Origin of the sequence: Chryseobacterium daecheongense (assembly GCA_027920525.1) — a bacterium.
GTDB classification, from domain to species: Bacteria; Bacteroidota; Bacteroidia; order Flavobacteriales; family Weeksellaceae; genus Chryseobacterium; species Chryseobacterium proteolyticum.
In genome coordinates this window covers 295,625-320,943 of sequence record CP115858.1, presented here as the reverse complement: position 1 = coordinate 320,943, position 25,319 = coordinate 295,625, and the positions used below count along the sequence as shown (strand labels likewise).

Below are 25,319 nucleotides of genomic sequence, written 5' to 3'. Positions count from 1 at the left end.
GGAGTGTATATGGTAATGAACAAAAAATTATAATTCTATGATCAAAGATTATAGTATACAGCCAACCTGAAAAAAGCCCCTCAAAATTATTTGAAGGACTTTCTTCCTGAGTTATATGTCACATGATTTATGGTAAAAATGAAGAACCTATAGCTCCGGTTACAGCTCCGTATACAAGTCCACTAGCACCAACCGGTCCTAAAAAAGCACTAAAAGACCATGCAACCATTCCATATCCTGCACCACGCATATCTTTCTTGAATCGTGTATCACCACCTACTTTTGAAGTACTGTTTACAACGGAAAGATAATGATAGCCAACTCCATCGCCTTCCAATTCTGTAGGAAGCCAGAATTTTGATGAAGCTAATCCTGTTTCTAAACACGTTAATAGGATGTCTCTATCTTTCTGATTAGAAAGAGAATTGATTTTTAATCTAGTGTCATCCATTTCTTTTGATATTGTGGAAAACGATTTATTATCCCCTGATAAATCATCTAATATTTCATTATAAAGACCCACGGCTCTATCATCACTCAAATTGCTCATGATAACTTTATCCATCTCATCATCTGAAGTATTGGATATTCTGGTCGATATGCAATTCATATAGTCACTACTTACATTCGGAATATCCAGACTTGTCAAAATTTCTATGTCAGATTTACCAGGATTTTGAAGTGCGGTATTCACAGCCACTTCTAAAAATTTATTATGAAGTATCGCCACTTCCACAGGATCTATAGCCTCCCACTTTTGATCATCTCCTTCTGTTACTAATCCACAATCACCGGCTTTGTTACTTAAATTGGAATGTAAAGCTGATACAGAGTTGTTCTCTGTAGATTGTGAATCATCATTACAGGAAAATGAAATCATAAACATTGATATCAGAAGTAATGGTCTAAAGAATTTTTTCATGTTGTTTAAAATTTTAATGTTATTTATTTATTTTTATTTATAGTCATTAGTGTATTTTTTCTCAATCGCTTCTTCTATTTTCTTTGAGTAAATCGACCTTTGTCGTTTCTCAAATGATATTCTAAAACGAACTAATGCCACATTTACTTCATCAGAAGGTTTAGAGATATTCTTTGAAAAATTTGGTTATATTTTCTATCAGGCTTTTCGTGTTATTATTAATTCCATGATTGGCATCTTCATAAATCAGTAGTCTTGTTGAAAAATTATTTTCCTTTAAATTTTTAAACAATACAATTGCATTTTCAACATTTACCCTTTCATCATTGGCCCCATGGATAATCATATTTTTTACTTTTTTATTTTTGATCATAGGAATAGCAAGAACTGAAGAGCGCTTATCCATTTCTTTTTTCGAATTTTTCTCAAAATCAGGAATGAGTTTTTTGTAAAGCTCCAACATTTCCGGTCTGTCTTTTTGATTTAAATCAGCAATGCCTCCTACCGTAATATTTACGTTTACTCTGTCTGTTTCTTTTAGGACTAAAAAGTTGGTCATTGCTCCTCTGCTTACACCCAGCATTCCAACTTTTTTGGGATCAATAGTCTCCTGATGATCAATAATTTCAAATAATTTTAAGACATCTCCAATATCTTTCCCCCCAAATTCATCTTTTCCTTCACTACGGGCTCCTCCCCGTAACTGAGAGCCTATTACCACAAAGCCTTTAGCCGCAATTTTTGATAGAAAATCCGTTAATACTGGTAGAGTTACAGCTCCAAGTTCACCATTGCCTCCACGGTTGAAAATAATTACGGGATACTTCCCTTTTATTTTAGGCTCTATAAGAAACCCTCTTATTTTAAGATTGTCTTCTGATAAATAATTATATCCGAAAATTTTTACTGAGTCAAGATGTTGATATTCCGTTTTATAAACCTCTTTCCCTTCAGTATTTTTTACGGTGTACCCCCCTATTTTTTCCGGTTGTAATTCCTCAAAACCATTTGATAAATTTTGAGAGAAAACCAGATTCGACAGGATCAGTAAACAGAAATAAATAATTCTTTTCATTTTCTAAGTTTTTTTATTTGCTCTGGAGAATATTTTTGAGGATATTCTTCATACCAGGTTAGTAAGGTCTCTTCTCCCAGATTATCATACACCCTTTCATATAAACTTTTTAATCGGTCTGTATGGCTTTCAACATTAAATGTGTCATTATACCACTCCTGTTGTTTTCTTTTTTCAGGCTGATGATGTATAAAACGTCCAAAATGTGCAGAACAAAAGGCTTCATAGTCCTGAGTAAAAAGAATAAAGTTATGCCACATCTCATCAATTATTAAGGTAGAATCATCAATAAAAACATCATCAACGTGGTTACCCAGCCATAGCCATTTCAATGTTTCGTTAAATATCTTTAAAGCTTCTTCCTTCTCAATATTGTACATGGTTAAAAAACGATCAATAACATCATCATTTCTGTAGGCCAGCACATCATGTAAGCTTTTGTTTATCATAGTAAGTCTAGTTTTAGATAAGAAGGAATGATTGCTCATTCCTTCTTTTTTTAGTAATTAAGGAGCAATTGCAACAACTGGTCCGCTCGGATTGGTCGGGGAAGTTACTGTACAGATGTAGCATTGAGTAATAACAATCGGCTTAGGAGGTGCCGTGCATGCAACACCACCATAAATTCCTTTAAGACCTTCGATTTTCTTCTTCAACAAATCATCAATAACTTTCTTTTTTCTGTTACTTTCAGAACTCATAATTAATAAACAGTTTAATTTTCTCCTACTCTATTAAGCTTTTCGGATTTCGCTTTTTTTAACAGGGCAAACATAAATTTTAATTAGATATATTCATAGCATACACTATTTATATTTATAAATTTAGAGCATATTAAAGCACCACAACTATCTTAATTACAGAACGTTGATTTTTTTATAAAATGAAATTAGATCATTGTAATCATCCATGTTAAAAACTATCCTAAACAATATTGAAGAGAACAAAAAGTCCGGTTATAATAAGTGTAAATATGCAAATTATATAAAAATGGCTCTATGCGGCTGGATTAAAGATAATCTATAAAAAAGCTACACCGTTCAACCGATATAAAAAAATGACACCATTCATCTTCAATGGTGCCATTTGGTTTTTAGAGAATAAAGGTTTACTCCCGAATATCAATCCATCATCCGTTTTTTAATAATAATCAAAGATGGGTCTCTGGTTCAATTATTTTGAAAATAAGGCCTTTTTAAGAGCTAAGGCTCCCTGTTGCGAAGAGAACCTGATCGCCTCAATGTGATCAAGAGGATTAAGTAATCCGTAGTCATGAATAAATCCGTTATAGGTTTCGATAGTTACAGGTACTCCTGCCTCATCTAATTTTCTTGCATAGGCCAAACCTTCATCATGCAGAATATCATTTTCTGAAATCTGTACCAATGCAGGCGGAAGCCCTTTCAGTTTTTCCAGTGATGCCTGGAATGGTGAAGCATAATATTCTTTTCTTTTTTCCAGATCCGGAAGGTAATTATTCCACATCCACTTCATTAATGAAGCAGTTAAAAAACGACCATCCGCATAATTCTGCCATGATTCCCGCGTAAAATCAGCATCTGTTACCGGCCATAATAATAATTGGAATTTAATCTCAGGACCTCCTTTATCTTTTGCCATCAGGCAGAGTACAGCTGTCATATTTCCTCCTACACTGTTTCCTGCAACTGCCAAATTTTTCCCATCAACACCGATTTCAGCGCCATTTTCGGCCACCCATTTTGTAGCGGCATATATCTGGTTTATAGCTACCGGATATTGTGCTTCAGGAGAGGGAGTATAATCTGTAAAAACAGCAGCTGCATCACTGTTGACCACCAAATCCCTAACTAATCTCCTATGGGTAGGATAATCACCCAAAACCCAGCCCCCACCATGGGTAAACATAAATACAGGAAGCTTATCAGAAGAGGCATTGGCAGGCCTTACGATGTGGATGTTTACTGTAATACCATCTTGTGTAATTTCTCTTTCTGTCTCTACAATGTCAGAAAAATCGAACTCTACTGATTTTTGAGCGTCTATTAAAACTTGTCTCGCATCCTGAGGTGTCATCGTTTCCAAAGGTTTACCCCCGCTATTGTTAAGCGCGTCTAGAAATTCTCTGATTTCTCTTAAGATTTGCGGATCTTTTTCCGCAGGAAGAAATTGTGCCATAATAAAAATTTTAGTGATTAATATGTAAATAATAAAGACCTATCCGCGTATTTATTTTTGTGTTTTCACAAGCTCTTTTACAACAACTTTTGCCATTTCCTTAGAGCTGAATGGATTTTGCCCGGTCACGAGATTATTATATACGACAACATTAGAAGTCATGGGTATAAAAGCTTTTTTTAGATTAGCTCCCCGTTCTTTAATCGCTGCTTCCAAATTAAAAGGAACTTCTCTTTTTCTTCTCGCTATCGTTTCTTCAAACCAATCAAATCCAGTGATTGACTTGCCTTTGATCAGATAGTCACCATTGGACAGTTTTACGTTAAGCAGCCCTCCTACTCCGTGGCAAATAGCAGCTACCATTTTACTTTTTTCATACTGGTTTTTAATGATAACCTGTAAGGTTACATCATCTGGAAAGTCGTACATCGTAGCATGACCGCCCGCCAGATAAATACAATCAAAATTTTCGTTTTTTACTTCATTAAGACTTTTAGAGCTGTTTAATTCTTTCATAAACAAAGGATCCTCGTGGTAATTCCTGGTGATTGTATCCAAAACCAAAGGTTTTAAGCTTTCTGGATCAATAGGTACATCTCCTCCTTTAGGACTGGCAATAGTGACGGCCCAGCCTTTTTCTTTTGCAGCGTGATAAATATGAGTAAGTTCACTTAGCCATAACCCTGTTGCCAATCCGCTTGCATATTGATTTACATTTGTTACGATCAGTAAGAGTTTTTTCATCAGTATTTTTTTACTTTTAAATCTGCCTTCCAAATCCATTCTCTATAATTTATATTCAGCAGATTATTGATATATATGTGTTTTTTTAATGCCCAACAGAATATAATATCCTGTTTGAGAGACTAAAATATACAAAAAAAATCTGCTCACTGTAACCGAATCCATACAAAATGTAACCGAATCTCTGTTTATGAACAAAATTATATGACTAACTAAGATGATGAACACTCCAATAACAGTATTTGTTATAGATAATAATGAAACATTATTGCATGTTATTATTGAACTTTCACCTGTGCTGCAAGTATTCTTTTTGCCCATTCCTGATAAAGAGTATACCACACCCGATCACCGTTGGTACTATTACAGAGTATCACTATACCACTCTTGGTTGGTACATGTAAAAACATTGCAGCGCTCCAACCTTCATTTTCTCCGGTATGTCCTATAGTCCTTAATCCCTCGTAATTCATAAAACGATAGCCCAGGCCACTCTCTCCCTGGTCAGAATATGGTAAAACAGGTTGCTTCATTAATTCCAGCGTTTCTGGTTTTAAAACATTATTCAGATCATTTCGATTAGCTGTAAGGGATATTACGGCGAATCGGGCCAGGTCAACAATTGTTGTTTGCAGTCCTGCAGCGGCCTGCTCTGTGAAAATACGGTTATGTATCGGATTTCCTGATGTATCGTAAGCTGTGGCAGAGGTTTGTAATGTATCCGGCCATTCATAATCTGTATTTTTTAATCCAAGGGGCTTAAAAACATTCTCCTTCATGTAATATGCAAACTTCTCTTTTGTCTTTTCTTCAAGAAGCAGTTGTGCTAATGTATAACCTCCTCCCGAATACTCCCATTTCGTTCCGGGTTCACTTATCAACCGGACACTTTCACCATTTCTTTTTGTCTTTCCTGAAAGCGACTCTTCCAAACTCATTAAAGGTGTTCCCTGTTCCGCACCTCCATATCCATGTACCGAAAGACCGGCTGTATGACTAAGGATACGCCTTAATGTCACTTTTGAAACATTGTATTGGGATTCAGGCAATTTCCATCGCGTTAAATACTGATTTACAGGTTCATCTAATTTTAGATATTTCTTTTCACTGAGTTGCATAAATCCCCACGCAGAAAATACTTTTGAAACAGAACCAATATTAAATACGGTTTCCCTGCTGACAGGTTTCTGTCTTTTTACATCAGCAAATCCAAGATATTGTATCCATTTTACTTTTCCATTTTCAATAACGGCCACTGCCGTTCCGGGAACATTATTTTTTTTCATAGACTCCAAGCCTAATTTCTGGATTTTCATGTAGAGGGAGTCTGCCGGATTATTTCCAGTTGTTTCATTAAGCCGCCCGGTACCATACTTGCTTGAGCAGGAAAGAAAAAACGGTATAATTACAATAAATAAAAATTTGACATTCTTGATGCTTATATACATGTCGGTAGAATTATAAATTTTGTTTCGATTAAGCCAAAGTTTTTGGCAATCATCCGGTCATTTTTTGTATCCGGGGAAAATATATTAGTATGTACTATGAAAAATATAAATATTTGAAAACCGAAAATTCAGTAATTGCGATCAAAATCAAATATACTATTTAAATACACTATATTACTATTTTTTTAGATTTTTAAAGACAGGCAATACTATCATTCCAAAACTATTGATTCCAAATACAGGAAAACCGCTCTTTTAAGCGGCTTTTTGATTACTTTTTATGTTTGTAGTGAAGTTGTACCAAACCGGTTTCAAATGTTTTTACGGTAATAAATTCAAGTACCTGTTCTGGTCTTCTGTCATTAAAAAGTCTTGTCCCATCACCTAACAAAACCGGGACAACCGAAATTACAAACTCGTCTATCAGGTCTTGCTTCAATAATTCATTAATTATTTCCGCCCCGCCGTCGCAATAAATATTTTTACCGTTTTCTGATTTTAAACGCTCAACCAATTCGGTTAAATTACCCGTATAAAAAATCGTTCTGCCTACTTGCGGCCTTTCTGTTCTGGTAATTACATAAACATCCCGTTCCCCATTATCATAATGAGATGCTCCGATTTCATTTACTACATAATCATAGGTTCTTCTACCAATAATTATGGTATCAATTTGAGAAGTAAATTCCGTATAGCCATAATCTTCGCCTTCTTTCTCTACAAGTTTTAAAAAGCTTAAATCGTCATTGGGTTGCGCGATATAACCATCTAAGCTCATCGCAATAAAAAGTGATATTTTTCGCATTGTTTGAATTTTAATGTCTCTGCAAATTTACTTTTACCCAGCCTGGTATACTTTGTAAAAATGCGACAAATCAAAGTAACGATGGCAAAAGTCCTGTATTTCTTTTGATTTCATGGCTAAGGTGTGAATGGTCATAGTATCCACATTCAAATGCAATATCTAAGAGACTCCTGTTTTGATCCGGATTTCTGATCAGGTGCAAAGCATTCTGAAATCGGATTATATTGGTATATTCTTTTGGTGATATTCCGATAAGTCTTTTAAAATCCCTTTCCAATTGTCTTACGGACGTGAAATTCCTTTTTGCAAGCTCAGATATGCTGATTTTTCCTTTTGCAGAATGTATCTCGTTAAGTACAGGTTGTAACTTGTTGTTCTTATTCTGTAATCTAGCGGAAAAGAATTGATCAAAATAATGGAAAGTATTCTCTAATGCTTTGTCAACGTTAAAGGAATTTGATTTTTCAAATTCAATCGTGTCGTCTACCAGCTCATTCTGTGAAGTATAATTATAGAAATTGGCAAAAGCTGCCGGCTTCAGGCATGCACCGATTAAATGAGTATCGGTATCAATAAAACTATCTTTGAATGAAGTCATCGCTCCCACTACATAAGTTTTTCCGAACTCCATTACGACCGAACCGTTATCCGTCAAACAAGGATCTCCTACATTCATTAGTATACCGGCACAGCCATCCGGAAAAACTCTTTCCCACTGCTCTTCCTGTTCATTTCCTTTCAATTCCCAATAGAAATGAATGAAGGGTTCTAACGCTTTATGCGGATGTGCTTTTTTATACTCCATGGGTTTATTTTATAGCCCGATATTCTATTGCATTTCTTACTACCAATGCCTACAATCAGTCCAGATAGCCCTTGATTGTTTTTAAAACTCCAAAGCTGTCATTGGTACACGCTTCAAAATTGGCCACTTGCTTTACGTTCGGGTGTGCATTTTTCATCGCGTAAGAATATTTGGCATTCTTCAGCATTTCTATATCGTTCATATAATCTCCGAATGCCATCGTATTTTCAGGAGAGATTCCCAAAGATTTCTGAAGGATTTTCAAAGCGTTTCCTTTATTGATATCCTTATTCATAATGTCCAGCCAGTATTCTCCCGAAACAACCACTTCCAGACCAAATTCTTCAAATCTTTTCAAAACCGGATACAGATATTCTTCAGAGCCTTCAGGATGATAGACTGCTATTTTAAAGGCTGTATCATCAATTCTTTCAGTAAGATCATCCTTTTTCATATTTTCGGTATAATACTTTGAGAAAAAATCTACAAACTGCTGATCTTCGGTTTCATAATATGCCATTTTTTTAGCTGAGAGTACCGCTTTCGCTCCCGGTATTTCCCGAACCGCTTTGATGATCTCAACAATATATTTATATTCCAATATATCAGCAAAAAGCTCCTGATCTTTATAGATCACATAACCTCCATTTTCAGCGATAAAGCCGATCTCACTCTCTATATCCCCGAAATAATGGGTAATTCCCGGCATCTGCCTGCCACTCGCGGGAACAAATACAATATTTCTTTTTTTCAGTTCTTTATAAATATCCGAAAATTCAGGGCTCATTTCATGGTTGGAATTCAGAAACGTCCCATCCATATCCGTCACAATTAATTTAATTTGTTCCATAATTTTATTGAGAAAAAGAGATGTTATATTCTGTATGTATCAGAATTACCATCTGCATATTCTTTCCAAAGGTATTGATTTTATTATTTTTTCTTGTAATGAATCCGGGGCAGGTTTCTTAATATTGCCGCGCTTTGTTCCGGGGTAATGTCTCGCTGAGGCTCTGCAAGCATTTCATACCCTACCATAAATTTCTTTACTTCCGCACTCCTGAGCAGCGGTGGATAAAAATGCATATGAAAATGCCATTCCGGATGTTGCTTTCCGTCCGTAGGTGACTGATGAATTCCCGCAGAATAAGGAAATGACGTTTCAAAAAGATTGTCATAAATTGTAGTCAGTTCCTTGAGTATGGCTGCAAGTGATTCTTTTTCATCCTCAGAAAATGCTGCAATATTTTCTCTTTGTTGTTTACTGATAATCATTGTTTCATAAGGCCATGATGCCCAAAACGGCACTAATGCTGCAAAATTTTCATTTTCTGTGACCATACGTTCGCCGGCCGTTATTTCCTGCTCAATATAGTCCTCCAGCAATGTTCTTTTATTCTTTTCAAAATAAGATTTCAACTGATCCTGGGTTTTCTGAACCATTGCCGGAACTGATGACTGTGCCCATATCTGGCCGTGCGGATGAGGATTGCTGCATCCCATGATGCTTCCTTTATTCTCAAAAATCTGAATATAATTAATATGGTCGAAAGCTGCTAATTCAATGAACTGCGCCTGCCATGCATCCACCACATTTTTTATTTGTTCCACGGACATTTCCGGTAAGGTAAGGCTGTGGTCTTCAGAAAAGCAAACAACCCTGTTGATTCCACGTTCCGGAAGCAGGGTAAAAAATCCTGAATGTCCTTCTGAGAAATCAACCTCTTCATTAAGCAACGCCCCGAAATCGTTATTAAAAACGTAAGTCCCTTTATAGTCAGGGTTGCGGGCTCCGTTAGCACGAATATTTCCGGAACAGAGATAACAGTCCGGATCATAGGCAGGACGATTATCTGCTGCGGTCTTCTCTCTCTGTCCTTGCCAGGGCCGGTTTGCCCGTTGGGGAGAAACCAGTATCCATTCATTCAGGAGAGGATTGTATCTTCTGTGGGGATGTTTAGTACGGTCAAATGATGTATTCATTGGTGTATTCTTTTATCCCGTCTGAAATTTTAACTTGATACACTTTCATCTGAATATTAAAATGTTCAAGATATTTTTCACTGATGGCTTTAATCACTTCTTCAGCTCTGTTTTCCTGAATCAGGTTGATGCTGCAGCCCCCAAAGCCGCCTCCCATGATTCTTGCTCCCAGCACCCCTTCCTTTTGCAATGTGTTTTCAACCAAAAAATCAAGTTCAATGCAACTGACCTCAAATTCAGTGGACAGCCCCGTATGAGTTTCCGTGAGAAGTGTTCCCAGATATTCAATATTTCCTTCCGAAATTGCTTTGGCCGCCATTTCTACTCTTCGGATTTCTTTCAACAGATAGAGACATCTTTTGTATGAAATATCTCCCATTTCTTCCTTTGTATGATCAAGCATAGACAATGTAAAATCACGGAATTTTTCAATCTCAGGGAAATTTTTCCATAAGACTTTTTTCCCGTGTTCTACATCTCTACGTCTTTCGTTATAGCCGGATGTCAGATGACTATGCTTTACACAGCTGTCAAAAAGCAGCAGGCTGTATCCTTTAAGGTCGGCATCAAAATATTGATGCTCCAAAGAATTACAGTCGAGCATAATGACCTTATTTTCCTTTCCGAAAACGGAGGCAAACTGATCCATAATTCCGCACTGAACTCCTGCAAAAGTATGTTCTGATTTTTGCCCGATCACCGCGATTTCTTTCTTGGTGAGATGAAGGTCAAAAAGTCCATTGAGGATATAGGCAAAGCCACATTCAAGGGCTGCCGAAGAAGAAAGTCCGGATCCCATTGGAATGGTACTACTGAAGACAATTTCCATTCCGCAAAACTGGTTTTCTGACTTCTGCAACTGGCTGAAAACGCCCAGAATATAGTTCATCCACATTTGCGGTACAGGTTTTACCTCTATTGTGACATCAAATGTATATTCTTCTCCGAGGTCTTTGGCTATGATGGTACAAAAATTAGACTGTGGCAGCTTGCGGACGGCAAAACAAATGTATTTATCTATGGCAGCAGGTAATACAAAACCGTCGCTATAGTCTACATGCTCACCGATAATATTAATTCTCCCGGGAGAAAGGAAGATGTGTTCAGGTTCTGCTTTGAATTCGGTCCTAAACTTTTGTATGGTTGGGTTGATTAACTGTTCCTGCATATCAATCTCATTTGATCAACAGATCTGGGCTCATCTAAAGTATAAAACTACTGAATTTTAATAGAGAAGTTATACTTTTTATGCCCAATCTTATTTCATTTTTTGTGAATCTTTAATAAACTGGTCTAATCCTGAATCTGTAAGCGGATGTTTAAGAAGAGAAAGTATAGGAGCCAAAGGACACGTTACCACATCAGCACCAATCTTTGCACAATTGATAATATGCATGCTGTGTCGGACTGAAGCAGCAAGGATCTGTGTCTGAAAAGCATAATTGTCATAAATCTCCCGGATTTCCGATATCAGATGAAGGCCGTCCGTAGAGACATCATCCAGTCTTCCCAGAAACGGAGAAACATAGGTGGCTCCTGCCTTGGCAGCCAGCAATGCCTGTCCGGAAGAGAATACAAGCGTACAGTTGGTCTTTATTCCCTTTTCAGAAAAATAGCGGATGGCTTTAATCCCATCTTGAGTCATGGGTACTTTTACAACAATTCTCGGATGTAGTGCAGCAAGCTCTTCACCTTCCTTAACCATTTCTTCAAAAGTAATTCCTAAAACTTCAGCACTTACATCGCCATCCACAATGTTGCAGATATCAAGATAGTGTTGGTGTATGTTTTGTTTTCCGGAAATCCCCTCTTTCGCCATCAGCGAAGGGTTGGTGGTTACTCCGTCAAGAACTCCAAGGGCATGGGCTTCTTCTATCATCGCCAGATTGGCAGTGTCAATAAAAAATTTCATAAAAAGTGATTGTTATTTTATAAGTGTTAAAATTACACTTATATTTTAATAAATCATCATATGATTACACTTTTTTATTGTTTTGCTAAAAATTATTCCATGAAATAATTAAACTCTTTCCTGTATTGAGAAGGACTTTTTTGGATGTATTCCTTAAACGTTTTATTAAAATAACTGAAATTATTAAATCCGGATTCAAAGCAGACTTCTGTAATGCTTAAAGGCTGTTCAGCAAGAAGCTTGAGGGCATGGGTAATTCTGTATTCGTTAACAAACTGTGTAAAGGTCTTATTTGTGATTTTTTTAAAATAACGGCAAAAAGACGGTACTTTCATATTGGCAAGATCAGCCATTTCTTCCAGGGTTATGGCTTCTTTAAAATGATCTTTGACGTAATTGAATATAAGATTGATTCTTTCATTATCTTCAATCTGTGTCTGAAGGTAATATTTTCCCGCATTTAAAATCCTGTAATCCTGAGTAACAGCCAATTCATCCAATATTTTTAAAAATCTGCATAATCTGTCCAAAGAGGAAGCTTCATGCATCTCAACAATCTCTTTCCCGATTCTTTTTTTCACATCCTCCCCAAATACAATACCTGCTTTTGATTTTTCAAGCAAAGAAGAAATCCTTTGCATTTCCGGTATGTCCCAGATAGGTTCTCCTAAAAAATCAGGTTTGAACTGAATAACCATTTCATACTCATTATGCGTACTTTCATTGGTGAGTCCGCAATGCGGTAGATTGCTTCCTATAAGTACAAGATCTCCTTCTGAAAAATAAGTGATACTACTTCCAATCTGTCTTTTCCCGGAACCTTTGCATACAAAAATCAACTCAACCTCGGGATGGTAATGCCAGACATGTGATTTTATATTCTCATTAGTCAGAAATTTAAGGCTGGTAAAGCTGCTTCCTATAGTAGGTCTTACCGCCTCAAAAGAAGGATTTACATGTTTCATAGGCCAAATACAAATAATTTCATATGCAAAATTAACAAATAATATACTAATATCATTAAACAAGGTTAATATAGCACATAAATATGAAAATTTAATTATAGCCTGAGAATTATTGGTGCCCTAGCTTTGCAGTATTAATCCTAAAAGCCTTAACCCATGAGCACATTATTAAAAGCCGTATTTTTTGCAGGAGCCTTGTTGTTTTCAGCAAATGTAATGAGTAAGGATAGAGATTTTTCCCTTTCCTTTGGAAACGTACAAGCCAAAACATTAAATTTTGAGCTGTCGAACGCCAGAAGCGTATCTGTTTTTGTTTATAACAGTGCACATGATGAACTATTCTCCGAAAATCTTACGGATGGGAGCCATGTAATGAAAACATATGATTTTCAAAGCTTTGAACCCGGAACTTATTATCTGGTAGCAGAATCAGAAATGAAGATAGAGAAGTATAAAATACAAATCAGTTCCGATAATGTAATGGAAGTGGAAAAAAAGCCTGTGAGCTCAATCAATAAGCCTGAATATACCATTTCCGGTAATATGGCCAAGCTGCATATGTCGGATGTAAAGGGTCCCGTAAATATTTCAGTATATGATCTATCCAATACGACGTATTATACATCCACCAGAGAATATGCTGACGGCAATGTAGATATTACCTTTAATCTTAACCCACAAACAGCCAACCAATATATCATCCAGGTTGAAGAAAACGGAAATATTTTTAATAAAATAATTTCCCTTAGATAACCCGCTACATTTAAAGATCATTCATTCCAATTATTTGGATTTAAAATTTTACATAGCTATTATTATTTGAGGCCGCTCTTCTTTCCGATCCGGAAAAAGAACGGCCTCATTTTTTTAATTATGATGTCCCATATTCAATTTAATTTTTTTCAGATCTTCCAATTCGTGAACAGGGCGTTCGATGTCATAAGGAATCGGTTTTTTGGAAAAAGTCTGGAAATACAGCAGGCAGGCATCCTTCCACCAGACTGCATCTTTTGACTGAATCTTGAGTTTTGACTGAACATCAGCAAATCTTTGTTCATCTATATAAGGTTCCATCTTATCCCATACTTTCTGATAGTCCCTTACTTTTTTTACTCCGGAATCATACGTATAGCACAGCTCATCCCACAGTGTTTTTCCGTCTTTCATTGTATAATCCCACGGAACATGATGAAACCACAGGATAAGATTTTCCGGACAGGTTGAGATATTCCCATACCTTTCATTCAATGGTGGAAAATATTGCGAAACAGCATTACTTCCTGTTTTTGTTCTGTTAAAGCCCAATCCCTGAGCATCAGCTTGATGATAATAGACAGGTGACCAGTCCGGTCTTCCGCCTTTATAATCTCCCCATGGCTCTGGCCCATAGTGATGTCCGCCTGCAAAAATATGGTGAAGTCCCAAAGGCATCATATAATCCACAGCAGTTTCCCTGGAAGAAAGCATGATTTCCTTTATTGGATCCAGGAATTTCTGATTGTCTGTGAAGGTCATTTTAATCCATTCATCCGCAATCTGCTCTGAACTCAGCTGATGGTTCCATGCTAATCTTCCGAAGGCATACCAGTTGGCCTGTGCAAAATGATGCCCTGTCCAGTTGGTATCTTCTCCGATATTGGCAACAGCTGAAATGGCTGTCAATTTTGCGGGTCTTAACGTACCGTCTGTTATTTTAGCAATCGTAGATCCCTGACCGTCCGAGTAAGTATCACTTTCCAGTGTTTCCTTGAATAATGGAGCCAAATAAACCAAATGATTTGAAATGCCCAGGTATTCCTGTGTAATCTGAAATTCTACCATTTCGGAAGTTTTTCTTAATGCTCCAAAAAGTGGATTAAACGCTTCGCGGGGCTGAAAATCAACCGGACCGTTTTTAATCTGAATAATCACATTATCCCTGAATTTACCATCCAGAGGAACAAATTCCAGATAAGCCTGTTTGGCTCTGTCGTCTTTGCTCGGACTGTAGACAAATGCTCTCCACATCACGATTCCATGGTAAGGTTTCAGGGCATCAGCCATCATATTGGCTCCGTCTGCATGGGTTCTTCCGTAATCCTGAGGACCCGGCTGCCCTTCGGAATTGGCTTTCACCAAAAATCCACCGAAATCGGGAATTAACTTATAAATTTCAGCAGCTTTATTTTTCCACCACTTTTGTACATCCTTATTCAATGGATCTGAATTTTGCAATCCGCCAAGCACTTTGGGGGAAGAAAAATTCACGGAAAGATATACCTTGATACCATAAGGCCTGAAAATATCAGCCAGAACTTTGACTTTCTTAAGATAATCTTCCCTAAGCATATTGGGCGATGCATTCACATTATTCAAAACAACGGAATTGATTCCTACAGAAGCATTCGCTCTCGCGTATTCTTCATAGCGCGGAGAAATTTTCCCGGGCAGATCTTCCCATTTCCAAAGCGATCTTCCGGCATATCCTCTCTCAATGCTTCCGTCCAGATTATCCCAATGATTCAGAATCCTTACATCGTATGATGGCTTTTCAATACTGTTTAAGTGAGACAGGTCGGCTTTTATCTGCTGTAATCGCAAAATATGATAGACTCCATACAACAATCCTATTTCTTTCCCTGCAGAAATAACGATTTTTTCAGGGGTGGAAACAATTTTGTAACCGTCTTTCATATTTTTCTCTTTGTTTTCTGTACGAAGTTCCACCGCCTGCCCCTGCCAGTGGCTGCTCAGCTCTTTTCTGGCAATGTTCAGCGTGGGACTGTTCCCTTTGGAAGTAATTTTATCTGCCGATATTCCGTTTTTGGCAGGAAACCGGAGCCATAGCTGATTTCCGTCCTCCGCGAAGGCCAGTAACGGCATGATCAGAAAAAATAGAATGTTGAGTCTCAGATATCGCATTGAAAAATTTTAAATTATTAAAGATAACTATGATTGGTCTTCCAGACCTTCAATCGTCTTGATTTTCCCTTCCTGATCGTATTCCAGTTCAATCACTTTCATACTTCTCAACCATGTTTTGCCGCCACTCGGAACAGAATCATGGAAAAACAAATACCATTTCCCTTTGAATTCCACAATACTATGATGAGTAGTCCATCCTACCACCGGAGTAAGAATTTCACCCTGAAAAGTAAACGGCCCGTAAGGATTATCCCCGGTTGCATAGCAAATCAGGTGGGTGTCTCCTGTGGAATAAGAAAAATAATATTTCCCGTTGTACTGATGCATCCATGATGCTTCAAAAAAGCGGTGTTTATCTCCATGAAGCAGTGGTTTTCCGTTTTCATCAATGATGACAACGTCTTTAGGTGCTTCAGCAAATTCAAGCATATCATCGCTCAGCAAAGCTACCTTTGATTGGATTGCGGGTTCATCATTTTCTGGAATTACAGGAGATTCAAGCGCTTTATTATCTCTGTAACGCTGTAATTGTCCGCCCCAGATTCCTCCGAAATACATATAATATTTTCCGTTATCTTCAAAAATGCACGGATCGATGCTGTAACTGCCCATCATCGGATGCTTTTCAGGAATGAAAGGCCCGTAAGGTTTGTCGCTCACAGCAACCCCGATTCTGAAGATATCATTCTGATCCTTCAGAGGAAAGTACATATAATATTTACCGTCTTTGAACGCAACATCACAATCCCACAGCTGTCTTCCCGCCCATGGAATATCTTTTACCGAAAGTACTACGCCATGATCTTTAATTTCTCCATTGTCCACATCATCCATTGAGAAAACATGATAATCATTCATATCAAAGTGATCCCCGTTATCGTTTTCTTCAATTCCGCTTTCGCGGTCATGAGAGGGATAGATATAGATTTTATCTTCAAAAACGTGAACGGAAGGGTCTGCCATATAATCTTCCGGGAATAAATATTTTGATTTTTTCATTAAGTAAAAATTCTATTGATTTTAGTTTTTCTCTGCCAATTTTATTATTTTTTGTACTACTGGTTTCTCCTGGTCTTTCCTGTCAAAAAGTAACGGGTAATCAGTTCTTCCTTTCACTGGGAAATCGTTTTTCCAGGATTGCTTATCGGTAACACCCCATAAGGTTACTCTTCTTATTTTGTCTTTATGTTTCAAAAACAAACCAAAGAAATCAAGATAGCGCTTTTCCCATTTCGCTTCTACTTCCTTGGGAAGACCTTTGGTGTAAGGATTCATTTCTTTCTGATAGGCAAAGGTATCCGAAACATTGGCAGAGCTTCCCCACGGAGAAGGCAGCGCACTTATTTCCAGTTCTGTTATATTAACTTTAACTCCGGCATTGGAATAATCTACAATTGCTTTTTCATACTCATCCATAGAAGGGTTATCCATCCCGACGTGAGACTGCATTCCCACCCCATCAATGCGGATACCTTTTGATTTAAGCTTTTCAACCATTGTAATGACTGCTTTTACCTTTTCAGGATACCATTCATTATAATCGTTATAGTATAGTTCTGCATTGGGATCGGCTTCCTGTGCATACTGAAATGCCAAAGGAATAAAATCTTCACCCAGGATTTCGTAAAATTTACTTTTTCTGTAGGTTCCGTCTTCCATAATGGCTTCATTCACCACATCCCATCCTTTTACTTTCCCTTTGTAACGGGAAACTACCGTTGTAATATGGTTTTTCATGCGTTGTTTCAATACTTCCGGAGAGACATCCTTCCCATTTTTATCTGTAAAAAACCATTTTGGAAGTTGCGAATGCCAGACTAACGTATGCCCGATGATGAACATCTTGTTTTTTATTCCAAAATCGACAAATTTATCGGCATCGTCAAAGAAGAACTTCCCTTCCTGAGGCTGAAGGAACATAGATTTCATGCAGTTTTCAGCAACAATAGAGCTGAATTGGTTTCTGATGATGGCTACCGCTTTTTTATCTGTACCGTCAATCTGGGGAAGACTCATCGCCGTTCCGATGTAGAATTTATCCTGAAATGCTTTTTTTAAAGTACCCTCAGACTTCTGCGCCGACAGACCGGCAGCGGTAAGAGCCGCCAAACCTAGTAAAATACGTTTCATAGTAATCGTTTATTTTCTTCTTTCAGCCAGATCTTTTTCAATCTGAACTTCCATTTTTTTGTTGATTTTGTAGAATAAAAGCAGTCCGCAGGCAATGAAAAACGGTATGGATGGAAATATGCTCACAAGCATTTTCGCTCCTGCAGCCACTGTTTCAGGCTGAATAGCCTGTTCGCTCCCGTGTACTGAAATGTATCCGTATTTCCCAATGATCAAAGCGACCAGTGAGCTTCCGATGCTGAGACCTACTTTTAAGCCAACCATCATTGCGGAAAAGATAATAGCCGTTGCCCTGCGGTTGTTTTTCCATTCCGAATAATCGGCAACATCAGCAATCATGGCCCACAAAAGCGGCGTACTGATTCCGTAAAAGAATCCGTGTAAGATCTGTGACAAAAACATCACTTTTACTGCTTTCGGAGGGTAAAATATAAACATCAGGATGAACAATGTAGAGATAAATAATGAAGCAATAAAAGTATCACGCTTTCCAAATCTGTCTGCCAGCCTTTTAGAGAAAGTAATCCCGACGATCATCATGACAATTCCTCCTGCATTAAATAATCCGAATCCCGCAGACTTTGGATCTTCTCCGAAGAAATTCATCCCTGCAGAATTAAAAAATGCGGTAATCGGTGAGATAAAGCTCTTCAGGGCATTTTCATCCACATAGTTGTTAAAATAATATACATAAGATCCTCCTTTCATAGCCAATGTGATAAATATAAATGCGGTCACGGTAAGCATAATAATCCACGGTCTGTTCTGGAATAAATCTTTTAAATCTTCTTTCAGACTTGATTTCTGCTCCGGCTTGGGAATGATTCTTTCTTTGGTCGTAAAAAAAGTAATCAGAAGCATTATGGATCCGATCACCGCCAGCCATGTCATAACAGTTTCAATTCCCTGAGCTTTATCTCCGTGTCCTACATATAAAATGATGGGAAGCATAAATACCTGTACAAAGAACTGTGCAAACATCACGGCTACAAAACGGTATGAAGAAATACTGTTCCTTTCTCCCATATCTCCCGTAATAACACCGCTCAACGCAGCATACGGCAAGTTATTGGATGCGTATAATAGCAACAATAATGAATAGGTAACCGCTGCATAGATCATTTTACCCTGATAGGAAAAGTGAGGCGTGCTGAAAGCTAATAGTGCTGCAATACCAAGCGGTACGGCGGTAAATAAAATCCATGGACGAAATTTTCCCCATCGTGAGCTTGTACGATCCGCCAGTGCTCCGATAAGCGGGTTAAAGCCAAACCCGGCAATTAAACCTACGGTAAGGGTGATGACAGAGGCATCTTCTGCCTTGAGTCCGTAAATATCCGTATAAAAATAGGTTAAGTAGGTTACCAGGGTCTGAAAAACAAGATTGGCTGCCAGATCTCCCAGGCTATACCCTACTTTTTCTATTACCGATATTTTTTGCGGTTGATTATCCATTGATTGTAATAAGGTTTTCTATGTTAAATTAATTTTTTTCTGTTGTAAAAGGTGAAGCAGGCAGCCCATTTTTGTTTTTAAGATTTCCATCCGGGTTGTCTGCCCAGTCGTAACGTACATTGATAGGGCTGGTGACCTGGTCATTCCAGACAATGACTTTACTACCTTTAGCTTCTGCTTTGGCCCATTGGTAGCTGCCATCTTTCTGCTGTATGGCAAAACCTTTCAGTTCTCCCTGTACCAGATCATCTGTTCCGGGTTTAAAGGATAAAATAATGGTATTCCCTTCTGTTTTCATGGACTGATAAACGGGTCCGTCTGCAATAATCTTTTTACCTTCTGCAATTTTCAGGGCTTGTAAAGCCAATCTGTCACCTACTGTTTTTTTATTCAGCGGATGAATATCGTTCCATTCTCCTAAATCAATAGCTACTGCAAGCCCTGCGTAAGGAACATTGAGGGAAACCTGTCTCTGCTGCTCTCTCAGCTCAGCCCAGCCACTATCCAGAGGTTCATCTTTTTTCTCCATGAAATTAGCCAGCTGTACAATCAGGAACGGCAAATCATTCTTGTTCCATTTTGAACGCCAAAGTGAAATCATTGTTGATAGCAAATCTCCATATTCATTAGGTTTTCCTGTATTGCTTTCACCCTGATACCAGATAAATCCTTTGATTTTATAATTGATCAGCGGGTTAATCATGGCATTATAAAGTCCTAACGGTTTCCACCGGATAAAAGTTTGTCCGGGAGCCATTTTTTCCATTTTTGCTCCTATTTTATATTTCCACTCGCCTTTAAGATCTGTTTTTTGTCCGTCAATTTCGAGGTAATACGGTTTATCGGCAATAAACTGTCCCTTACCGCTTCCATTGATTACTCTTAGGGTAATGATATTCTTGCCTTCTTTTAAAACGCCTTTGGGAATGTCATACCAGCGTGGCGGATATTCATAGGTGACATTTCCTACTTTAATTCCATTGATGTAAGTAACATCAGCATCTTTTATCCTTCCCAGATTCAAAAATGCTGTTTTCTGATCCACTCCTTTTGGAAGAATAATTTCTTTGCGGAACCATACCGAACCGTCAAACGAGCCTTCCTGATCCTCCCACGATCCCGGTACCACCATGGTTTTCCATCCGGAATCATCCCCATTGTCTTTCTCCCAGTGCTGGTTCAACCCTATATCACTCTGATCAAGCTCTGCATACCATGCTTTGCTTAGGGATCGTTCCTGAGATTCTGTGGTTTTTATCAGGTCATCATTTTTCCATCTTTCTGCTTCAGTAAGATATTCCGGATATTTTCTCAGTGAGTTTTCATCCATCCAGGCCTGAACCGGAGAGCCTCCGAGACTGGTGTGAATGATTCCTACCGGAACTTTGTTTTTTTCATTCAGTTCTTTGGCAAAGAAATAGGCAACTCCTGAAAAATCAAGAATAGTCTGAGGGTTGGTACTTTCCCACTTCCCGCCGTCAAGATCATTTTGAGGCGCTTTAAAATTATATTTCTGCGGGACAGTAAAGAATCTTATATTCGGATTATTGGCATTTTTAATTTCATTTTCATACAGAGGTGTCAGCCTGCGCATCGGAAGTTCCATATTGGATTGCCCTGAAGCCACCCATACATCTCCAATAAGGATATCCTTAAGGGTGATCTCATTAATCGTCATGCTATATGGACCACCGGCATTAAGCTTTGGAAACATAAGGGTCCAGTTGCCATTCTGATCAGCCGTGGCATGATAGGTTTTACTGATAAACTTAACCGTAATTTTTTCTCCCGCATCTGCATATCCCCAGATTTTCAGATCCTGGTTCCTCTGAAGGATCATCCCGTCCGAAACCAAAGCAGGGAGCCTTACTTTTGCATGAAAACTGCAAATGGCTGCCAGAAAAAATAATAAGTATAGGGTTCTGTTTTTCATGGGAAAAATCTGTTTTTATTTTTAGTTCAGCTTGTATTGCTTTTCGTATTTTCCTTTCAGCAAACGGACTTCGATGATTTTAGCGGTCATCAATTTTTCATCTGCCAGGAATTTTACCGTTAGATGTTCTTTATTCTTTTCTGAATCCGGTATCGGAACAACCAGATATTGAGATAAGGCTCCGGACTTTCCGTTCAAATTCTGAGTAATGATGTTTTTACCGTTGATTTCAATATTCAGTACTCGATTGGCATTGGCATCAAAATAAAGCAGGTAAAGGAATGAAGCATTTTTTTCGTTATTTTTCATCTGATAGCTAAACCAGCCTTTGGCATCTCGGAAGTGCCGGTCTTCCATATAGCCTGTACCTGAGTCTTTGCTTTCTATAAAATGATCTGATTCCGGCTGCTGTTCTCCTAATTGGATTCTATCAGTTGTGATGACATCCAGTTCTTTGGTTTCCGATTCCTCTTTCGCCTTCTGTTTCAGCATATTTTCTATCCCGTTTTTGTCGGCCTGCGGCCAGTACAGAATATATCTTTCTGCCTGGATACTGTAAAACGGTACAAGCTCTAAACCTTTCCCGAATTTTTCCGACGGATAAAGCCCTGTAACGGCAAAGTTGAGCGGTTTACTGTTCAAAGGTGAAACATGGCTAACCACCTCGGAAGAATTTCCAAGGATAACTGGAATTTCGTTTAAAGGAATCTGCGGACCATGAGCAATATGGCCGCCTCTGCTATCGTCCGCAAGAAGTCCCTGTTGGTTTTCGGCACCGTATGTTGCGGCAAGCACTACAGGACCGTATTTAAATGCATAATAATTGGAATGGTCAGGAAGTTGTTCTGCAGAAAGATGCATCGGCAGGGCCATTTTCACAACATCTCCTTTTTTCCATCTTTTAGTCAGTGTAAAATAGCCATCGGAACCTCGTTGTACTTTCTCCTGTTTTCCGTTGATCAGAATTCTTACTTCCGAGGCTGTGGTCCATTCCGGACATCTTAGTTTTAAACCAAATTCTGATTTTCCTGCGGCATCAAAGATCAGTGTTGTTTCAGGAACTTCCGGGAAGTTGTTCACCTGACGAACTATCACTTTTTGCTGTTTCCAGGTCAATGTGGAAGGAATAAACAGGTTCACATATAAATCCTTATCCGACCGGGCATAAATCATTTCCCCGTATTTGGCATGATTTTCTATCCCTGATCCTACACAGCACCAGAAGCTGGTCTGAGGCTGTGAATAAACACGATAGTGTCCGGGACGCATCGGGGTAAAGTACACGAAGCCTCCCTGGTTATAATTTTCCGTGGAAAGGATATGATTGTATAATGCTTTTTCGTAATAATCGATATAATAAGATTCAGGCAGCGTTGCATAAAGCTCTTTCGTCAGCTTGAGCATATTATAGGTATTGCAGGTTTCCGGACCTTCTATACTTTTTATCATGCTGCTGAAATCATTGACAGGGTTAAAATGCTCACTGACACTATTTCCGCCAATAACAGACGATCTTTTCTCGGTAATATTATGCCAGAAAAAATCAGCGGCATTACTCCAGGAAGTATTATTTTCAAGATCAGCAATGCGTTTGTAGCCGATTACTTTTGGAATTTGTGTATTGGCATGAAGACCTGTAAGCTTATCTTCTCCCGCCAGAAGAGGATTAAGAATAGCCTGATGGGAAAAGCGATGAGCCAGTTGCAGATATTTTTTGTCATGGGTAATATCGTAAACATCCGCAAAAACTTCGTTAAGTCCTCCATGCTCACTGCGCAGCATATCCTGTATCTGTTCATCAGAAAGGCCTGACACTTCATTCAGCATCCAATCCGTAAGTCGGATCAACATTGTCTTTGCTTTGTCACTTTTTGCGTGCCAATAGGCATCGCGTAATCCTGCATATAACTTATGAATATTATACAAAGGAACCCAGCGATCATTCAATCCAAAACCTGAGGCGTGTATATTCCCCTGCTTTATTTCTTTCCAGATCTTTTTCCCGTTGGGAACCCCAGAAATGTATCCGTCCGGAGAGGCTTTCTGGCATCGTTCCAGCTCACTGATCATATAATCAATCCTCTGCTTGATTCCGGAATCACCTGTGGAAGCATACATTAATGATAGTGCAGAAATGTAGTGTCCTCCTATATGACCATCTAATCCGGTCTTTTCCCAATTGGGATAATTATCAGCTTTTGGCTTCAGCCCGGCTTCCTTAAGATAGGGAGCCAGCAATCTGTCCGGCTCCATCTCCATAAGGTATTTCCGGTCTGCTGTCATGGCTTTATTGAAAACACTCTCTGATAACCTTACAGTTTCCAAAGGGAAATAATGAATTTTCTCCTTTACCTGCGCTGAGGTAAATGAAGTGAAACACAATAAAATAACTGAAAATTTTGGTCTCATGAATAAATGTTAATTCAACATTTCTAAAATAATGGAAACAATCTATATACGAAACTTTTTTTGAGTCTGTTTTAGTTATTTTTTTATTTAAAACCTTTCACAAAGCCCGGAAAATAAAAGAAAAGCCACTACCTTATCATAAAAAATAAGATAATCAATTCACAGAAAAAGAAAACTTTGCAATCACAGGATTCCCTATGAAAATGAATTAAGAATACGTTTTAATAAAAATTTCAATGATATAGTGAATACCTTATCGTATTTTTAACGTTAAGCTATTTTAATTAATAATAATAAGTGTTAATTCTAATTTTAACACAATTTTAACATTAAATTCATATACATTTAACTGGATTTCATTGCTATTTTTCATTTTTAATCCCAGTTTTAGCTCCCAAAATACCTTTGTAGAATCGTTTTAATAAAAATAATGATTCAGATTTAAAAGTGTAAGAATTACATTTGTATAAGATCGTAAGTATAAAAGTTTTACCTTTGCATCAAAATATAAAAGATGACTGAGGATTACTCCCAATATCCCAAACACCTGGTTGCTGTTGACTGCATTATTTTCGGTTTTGATGGCGAAAATCTTAAAATCCTATTGGTAAAAAGAAATTTTGAACCCCAGATGGGCGAATGGTCCCTCATGGGTGGATTCATTGGCAGTGAAGAGACATCCGATGAAGCGGCCAACAGGGTTCTGTATACATTAACCGGTCTTGAAAATATTTATCTTGAACAGCTGAAATGTTATACGGAAATTAAACGTGAGCCTACAGCCAGAATCATGTCAATCTCCTACTATGCATTGATCAATATTGAAAAAGATATTCAGATCAATGAACAGTACAGTGCAGAATGGGTTGAGCTTCAGAAAGCACCGGATCTTATTTTCGATCATAACGATATGGTAAAGGATGCTGTAGCCAGGCTGCGGAGAAGAGCCTCCACCGGACCTATTGGCTTTGAGCTTCTTCCTGAAAAATTCACCATGAAGGATCTTCAGAATCTTTATGAAGCCATTTTTGACGAAAAATTCGATAAGCGTAATTTCACAAGCAAGATCAATAGCATGGATATCCTTGTCAATACCAATAAAAAGGATATGACCTCATCCAGAAAAGGTTCTTTTCTTTACCGCTTTGACGAAAAAAAATACACCAAGAAAATATCGCGCGGGTTTATGTTTAAAATGTAATTGTTTTTGATATTATGCAAATCATCTATTTAATATCTATACCCTGCACCTTTCCACAAATCTTCTATGACCTTAAGATAAATGAAATCTCGTTTTTTACGGGATTTTTTTTTGAGCTAACCTGGAAATTTCAGCTGGCAAATAAACATTTGCGCCTTTTTATAGAAGTATCATAAAGAAAATTTATGATAAGCTTTTCTATTTTCCCTTTCAAATAAAACAATTATAACTATTTGCCAATTATTATATTTATGATATGATTTTTTTATGTTAATTTTAACTAAAATATTACCATATATTTAAATAAATATGTATTTTTATACAAAACTAACAACAACAAATATCATTTATTTGAATTTTCATCATATCATGCTTCATGCGTGAAAAATGGAGAAAAAGAGAATAAGGGTTTTCATATCTGAAACCTGACAGAGATAGTCCTGTCATTTCCTCCCCGTGATTAATGCCGAA

Annotated in this window: 22 protein-coding genes; 2 read left to right on the top strand and 20 right to left on the bottom strand. The window is 37.8% G+C overall.

The features are described from left to right. Positions 1-127 precede the first annotated feature (127 nt). The 14 genes from PFY10_01360 to PFY10_01295 all read right to left on the bottom strand — a co-directional run bounded on the left by PFY10_01360 (position 128) and on the right by PFY10_01295 (position 12,816). Positions 128-922, bottom strand: a complete 795-nt coding sequence (locus PFY10_01360; GenBank protein ID WBV57087.1) for a hypothetical protein — start codon at positions 920-922, stop codon at positions 128-130. 160 nt (positions 923-1,082) lie between these two features. Further along, positions 1,083-1,997 carry a prolyl oligopeptidase family serine peptidase gene (locus tag PFY10_01355; GenBank protein WBV57086.1) on the bottom strand — a complete coding sequence of 305 codons (915 nt, stop codon included), beginning with the start codon at positions 1,995-1,997 and terminating at the stop codon, positions 1,083-1,085. Then, positions 1,994-2,446 (bottom strand): hypothetical protein, encoded by a 453-nt coding sequence (locus PFY10_01350; GenBank protein ID WBV57085.1) that lies wholly within the window; start codon positions 2,444-2,446, stop codon positions 1,994-1,996. Before PFY10_01350 ends, PFY10_01355 begins: the two co-directional genes overlap by 4 nt. Before the next feature lie 57 nt (positions 2,447-2,503). Beyond that, complete coding sequence (locus PFY10_01345; GenBank protein WBV57084.1) at positions 2,504-2,698, bottom strand: hypothetical protein; 195 nt, start codon at positions 2,696-2,698, stop codon at positions 2,504-2,506. A 472-nt stretch (positions 2,699-3,170) separates the two neighbouring features. Beyond that, the gene (locus tag PFY10_01340; protein ID WBV57083.1) at positions 3,171-4,154 is read right to left on the bottom strand and encodes an alpha/beta hydrolase; all 984 of its coding nucleotides are present in this window, start codon (positions 4,152-4,154) and stop codon (positions 3,171-3,173) included. A gap of 51 nt (positions 4,155-4,205) precedes the next feature. Continuing rightward, positions 4,206-4,898: a type 1 glutamine amidotransferase domain-containing protein gene (locus PFY10_01335; GenBank protein ID WBV57082.1), complete on the bottom strand. Its 693-nt coding sequence runs from the start codon at positions 4,896-4,898 to the stop codon at positions 4,206-4,208. 278 nt (positions 4,899-5,176) lie between these two features. Continuing rightward, a complete protein-coding gene (locus PFY10_01330; GenBank protein ID WBV57081.1) occupies positions 5,177-6,214 on the bottom strand; it encodes a serine hydrolase in 1,038 nt (345 codons plus the stop codon). A 403-nt stretch (positions 6,215-6,617) separates the two neighbouring features. Further along, complete coding sequence (locus PFY10_01325) at positions 6,618-7,151, bottom strand: dihydrofolate reductase family protein (GenBank protein WBV57080.1); 534 nt, start codon at positions 7,149-7,151, stop codon at positions 6,618-6,620. Positions 7,152-7,221: 70 nt separating this feature from the next. Beyond that, positions 7,222-7,956 (bottom strand): helix-turn-helix transcriptional regulator, encoded by a 735-nt coding sequence (locus tag PFY10_01320; GenBank protein WBV57079.1) that lies wholly within the window; start codon positions 7,954-7,956, stop codon positions 7,222-7,224. A 55-nt stretch (positions 7,957-8,011) separates the two neighbouring features. Further along, positions 8,012-8,806, bottom strand: coding sequence for an HAD family hydrolase (locus PFY10_01315; GenBank protein WBV57078.1), 795 nt, complete (start codon positions 8,804-8,806; stop codon positions 8,012-8,014). An 83-nt stretch (positions 8,807-8,889) separates the two neighbouring features. Further along, positions 8,890-9,939 (bottom strand): UDP-glucose--hexose-1-phosphate uridylyltransferase, encoded by a 1,050-nt coding sequence (locus tag PFY10_01310; GenBank protein WBV57077.1) that lies wholly within the window; start codon positions 9,937-9,939, stop codon positions 8,890-8,892. Further along, positions 9,923-11,107 (bottom strand): galactokinase, encoded by a 1,185-nt coding sequence (gene galK, locus PFY10_01305; protein ID WBV57076.1) that lies wholly within the window; start codon positions 11,105-11,107, stop codon positions 9,923-9,925. The genes PFY10_01310 and galK overlap by 17 nt, the downstream gene beginning before the upstream one ends. Before the next feature lie 90 nt (positions 11,108-11,197). Next, a complete protein-coding gene (gene fsa / locus PFY10_01300; protein WBV57075.1) occupies positions 11,198-11,851 on the bottom strand; it encodes a fructose-6-phosphate aldolase in 654 nt (217 codons plus the stop codon). A 92-nt stretch (positions 11,852-11,943) separates the two neighbouring features. Beyond that, positions 11,944-12,816, bottom strand: a complete 873-nt coding sequence (locus PFY10_01295) for an AraC family transcriptional regulator (GenBank protein WBV57074.1) — start codon at positions 12,814-12,816, stop codon at positions 11,944-11,946. A 156-nt stretch (positions 12,817-12,972) separates the two neighbouring features. Here PFY10_01295 and PFY10_01290 point away from each other — a divergent pair, with 156 nt between their 5' ends. Next, entirely contained in the window at positions 12,973-13,569 is a 597-nt protein-coding gene (locus PFY10_01290; protein WBV57073.1) for a hypothetical protein, read from the top strand. A gap of 114 nt (positions 13,570-13,683) precedes the next feature. On the opposite strand, the gene PFY10_01285 is transcribed toward PFY10_01290, so the two are convergent. From PFY10_01285 to PFY10_01260, 6 genes are read right to left on the bottom strand one after another with little or no spacing between them, the layout of a single operon-like run. Next, positions 13,684-15,717: an alpha-glucuronidase gene (locus PFY10_01285; protein WBV57072.1), complete on the bottom strand. Its 2,034-nt coding sequence runs from the start codon at positions 15,715-15,717 to the stop codon at positions 13,684-13,686. A gap of 27 nt (positions 15,718-15,744) precedes the next feature. Beyond that, positions 15,745-16,719, bottom strand: coding sequence for a glycoside hydrolase family 43 protein (locus PFY10_01280; protein WBV57071.1), 975 nt, complete (start codon positions 16,717-16,719; stop codon positions 15,745-15,747). Positions 16,720-16,740: 21 nt separating this feature from the next. After that, positions 16,741-17,850, bottom strand: coding sequence for an endo-1,4-beta-xylanase (locus PFY10_01275; protein ID WBV57070.1), 1,110 nt, complete (start codon positions 17,848-17,850; stop codon positions 16,741-16,743). 9 nt (positions 17,851-17,859) lie between these two features. Next, positions 17,860-19,305 carry an MFS transporter gene (locus PFY10_01270; protein WBV57069.1) on the bottom strand — a complete coding sequence of 482 codons (1,446 nt, stop codon included), beginning with the start codon at positions 19,303-19,305 and terminating at the stop codon, positions 17,860-17,862. A gap of 28 nt (positions 19,306-19,333) precedes the next feature. Next, entirely contained in the window at positions 19,334-21,238 is a 1,905-nt protein-coding gene (locus PFY10_01265) for a sialate O-acetylesterase (protein WBV57068.1), read from the bottom strand. Between the two features lie 21 nt (positions 21,239-21,259). After that, on the bottom strand, positions 21,260-23,647 hold the full coding sequence (locus PFY10_01260; GenBank protein ID WBV57067.1) for a glycoside hydrolase family 127 protein: 2,388 nt from the start codon (positions 23,645-23,647) through the stop codon (positions 21,260-21,262). Between the two features lie 514 nt (positions 23,648-24,161). On the opposite strand from PFY10_01260, the gene PFY10_01255 reads away from it, so the two are divergent. Then, a complete protein-coding gene (locus PFY10_01255; GenBank protein WBV57066.1) occupies positions 24,162-24,848 on the top strand; it encodes an NUDIX domain-containing protein in 687 nt (228 codons plus the stop codon). The last annotated feature ends 471 nt before the right edge of the window (positions 24,849-25,319 follow it).

Excerpts from the sequence above, each read along its gene's own strand:
- PFY10_01360 (WBV57087.1), bottom strand. The coding sequence starts at position 922 with ATGAAAAAATTCTTTAGACCATTACTTCTGATATCAATGTTTATGATT.
- PFY10_01355 (WBV57086.1), bottom strand. The coding sequence starts at position 1,997 with ATGAAAAGAATTATTTATTTCTGTTTACTGATCCTGTCGAATCTGGTT.
- PFY10_01350 (WBV57085.1), bottom strand. The coding sequence starts at position 2,446 with ATGATAAACAAAAGCTTACATGATGTGCTGGCCTACAGAAATGATGAT.
- PFY10_01345 (WBV57084.1), bottom strand. The coding sequence starts at position 2,698 with ATGAGTTCTGAAAGTAACAGAAAAAAGAAAGTTATTGATGATTTGTTG.
- PFY10_01340 (WBV57083.1), bottom strand. The coding sequence starts at position 4,154 with ATGGCACAATTTCTTCCTGCGGAAAAAGATCCGCAAATCTTAAGAGAA.
- PFY10_01335 (WBV57082.1), bottom strand. The coding sequence starts at position 4,898 with ATGAAAAAACTCTTACTGATCGTAACAAATGTAAATCAATATGCAAGC.
- PFY10_01330 (WBV57081.1), bottom strand. The coding sequence starts at position 6,214 with ATGAAAATCCAGAAATTAGGCTTGGAGTCTATGAAAAAAAATAATGTT.
- PFY10_01325 (WBV57080.1), bottom strand. The coding sequence starts at position 7,151 with ATGCGAAAAATATCACTTTTTATTGCGATGAGCTTAGATGGTTATATC.
- PFY10_01320 (WBV57079.1), bottom strand. The coding sequence starts at position 7,956 with ATGGAGTATAAAAAAGCACATCCGCATAAAGCGTTAGAACCCTTCATT.
- PFY10_01315 (WBV57078.1), bottom strand. The coding sequence starts at position 8,806 with ATGGAACAAATTAAATTAATTGTGACGGATATGGATGGGACGTTTCTG.
- PFY10_01310 (WBV57077.1), bottom strand. The coding sequence starts at position 9,939 with ATGAATACATCATTTGACCGTACTAAACATCCCCACAGAAGATACAAT.
- galK (WBV57076.1), bottom strand. The coding sequence starts at position 11,107 with ATGCAGGAACAGTTAATCAACCCAACCATACAAAAGTTTAGGACCGAA.
- fsa (WBV57075.1), bottom strand. The coding sequence starts at position 11,851 with ATGAAATTTTTTATTGACACTGCCAATCTGGCGATGATAGAAGAAGCC.
- PFY10_01295 (WBV57074.1), bottom strand. The coding sequence starts at position 12,816 with ATGAAACATGTAAATCCTTCTTTTGAGGCGGTAAGACCTACTATAGGA.
- PFY10_01290 (WBV57073.1), top strand. The coding sequence starts at position 12,973 with ATGAGCACATTATTAAAAGCCGTATTTTTTGCAGGAGCCTTGTTGTTT.
- PFY10_01285 (WBV57072.1), bottom strand. The coding sequence starts at position 15,717 with ATGCGATATCTGAGACTCAACATTCTATTTTTTCTGATCATGCCGTTA.
- PFY10_01280 (WBV57071.1), bottom strand. The coding sequence starts at position 16,719 with ATGAAAAAATCAAAATATTTATTCCCGGAAGATTATATGGCAGACCCT.
- PFY10_01275 (WBV57070.1), bottom strand. The coding sequence starts at position 17,850 with ATGAAACGTATTTTACTAGGTTTGGCGGCTCTTACCGCTGCCGGTCTG.
- PFY10_01270 (WBV57069.1), bottom strand. The coding sequence starts at position 19,305 with ATGGATAATCAACCGCAAAAAATATCGGTAATAGAAAAAGTAGGGTAT.
- PFY10_01265 (WBV57068.1), bottom strand. The coding sequence starts at position 21,238 with ATGAAAAACAGAACCCTATACTTATTATTTTTTCTGGCAGCCATTTGC.
- PFY10_01260 (WBV57067.1), bottom strand. The coding sequence starts at position 23,647 with ATGAGACCAAAATTTTCAGTTATTTTATTGTGTTTCACTTCATTTACC.
- PFY10_01255 (WBV57066.1), top strand. The coding sequence starts at position 24,162 with ATGACTGAGGATTACTCCCAATATCCCAAACACCTGGTTGCTGTTGAC.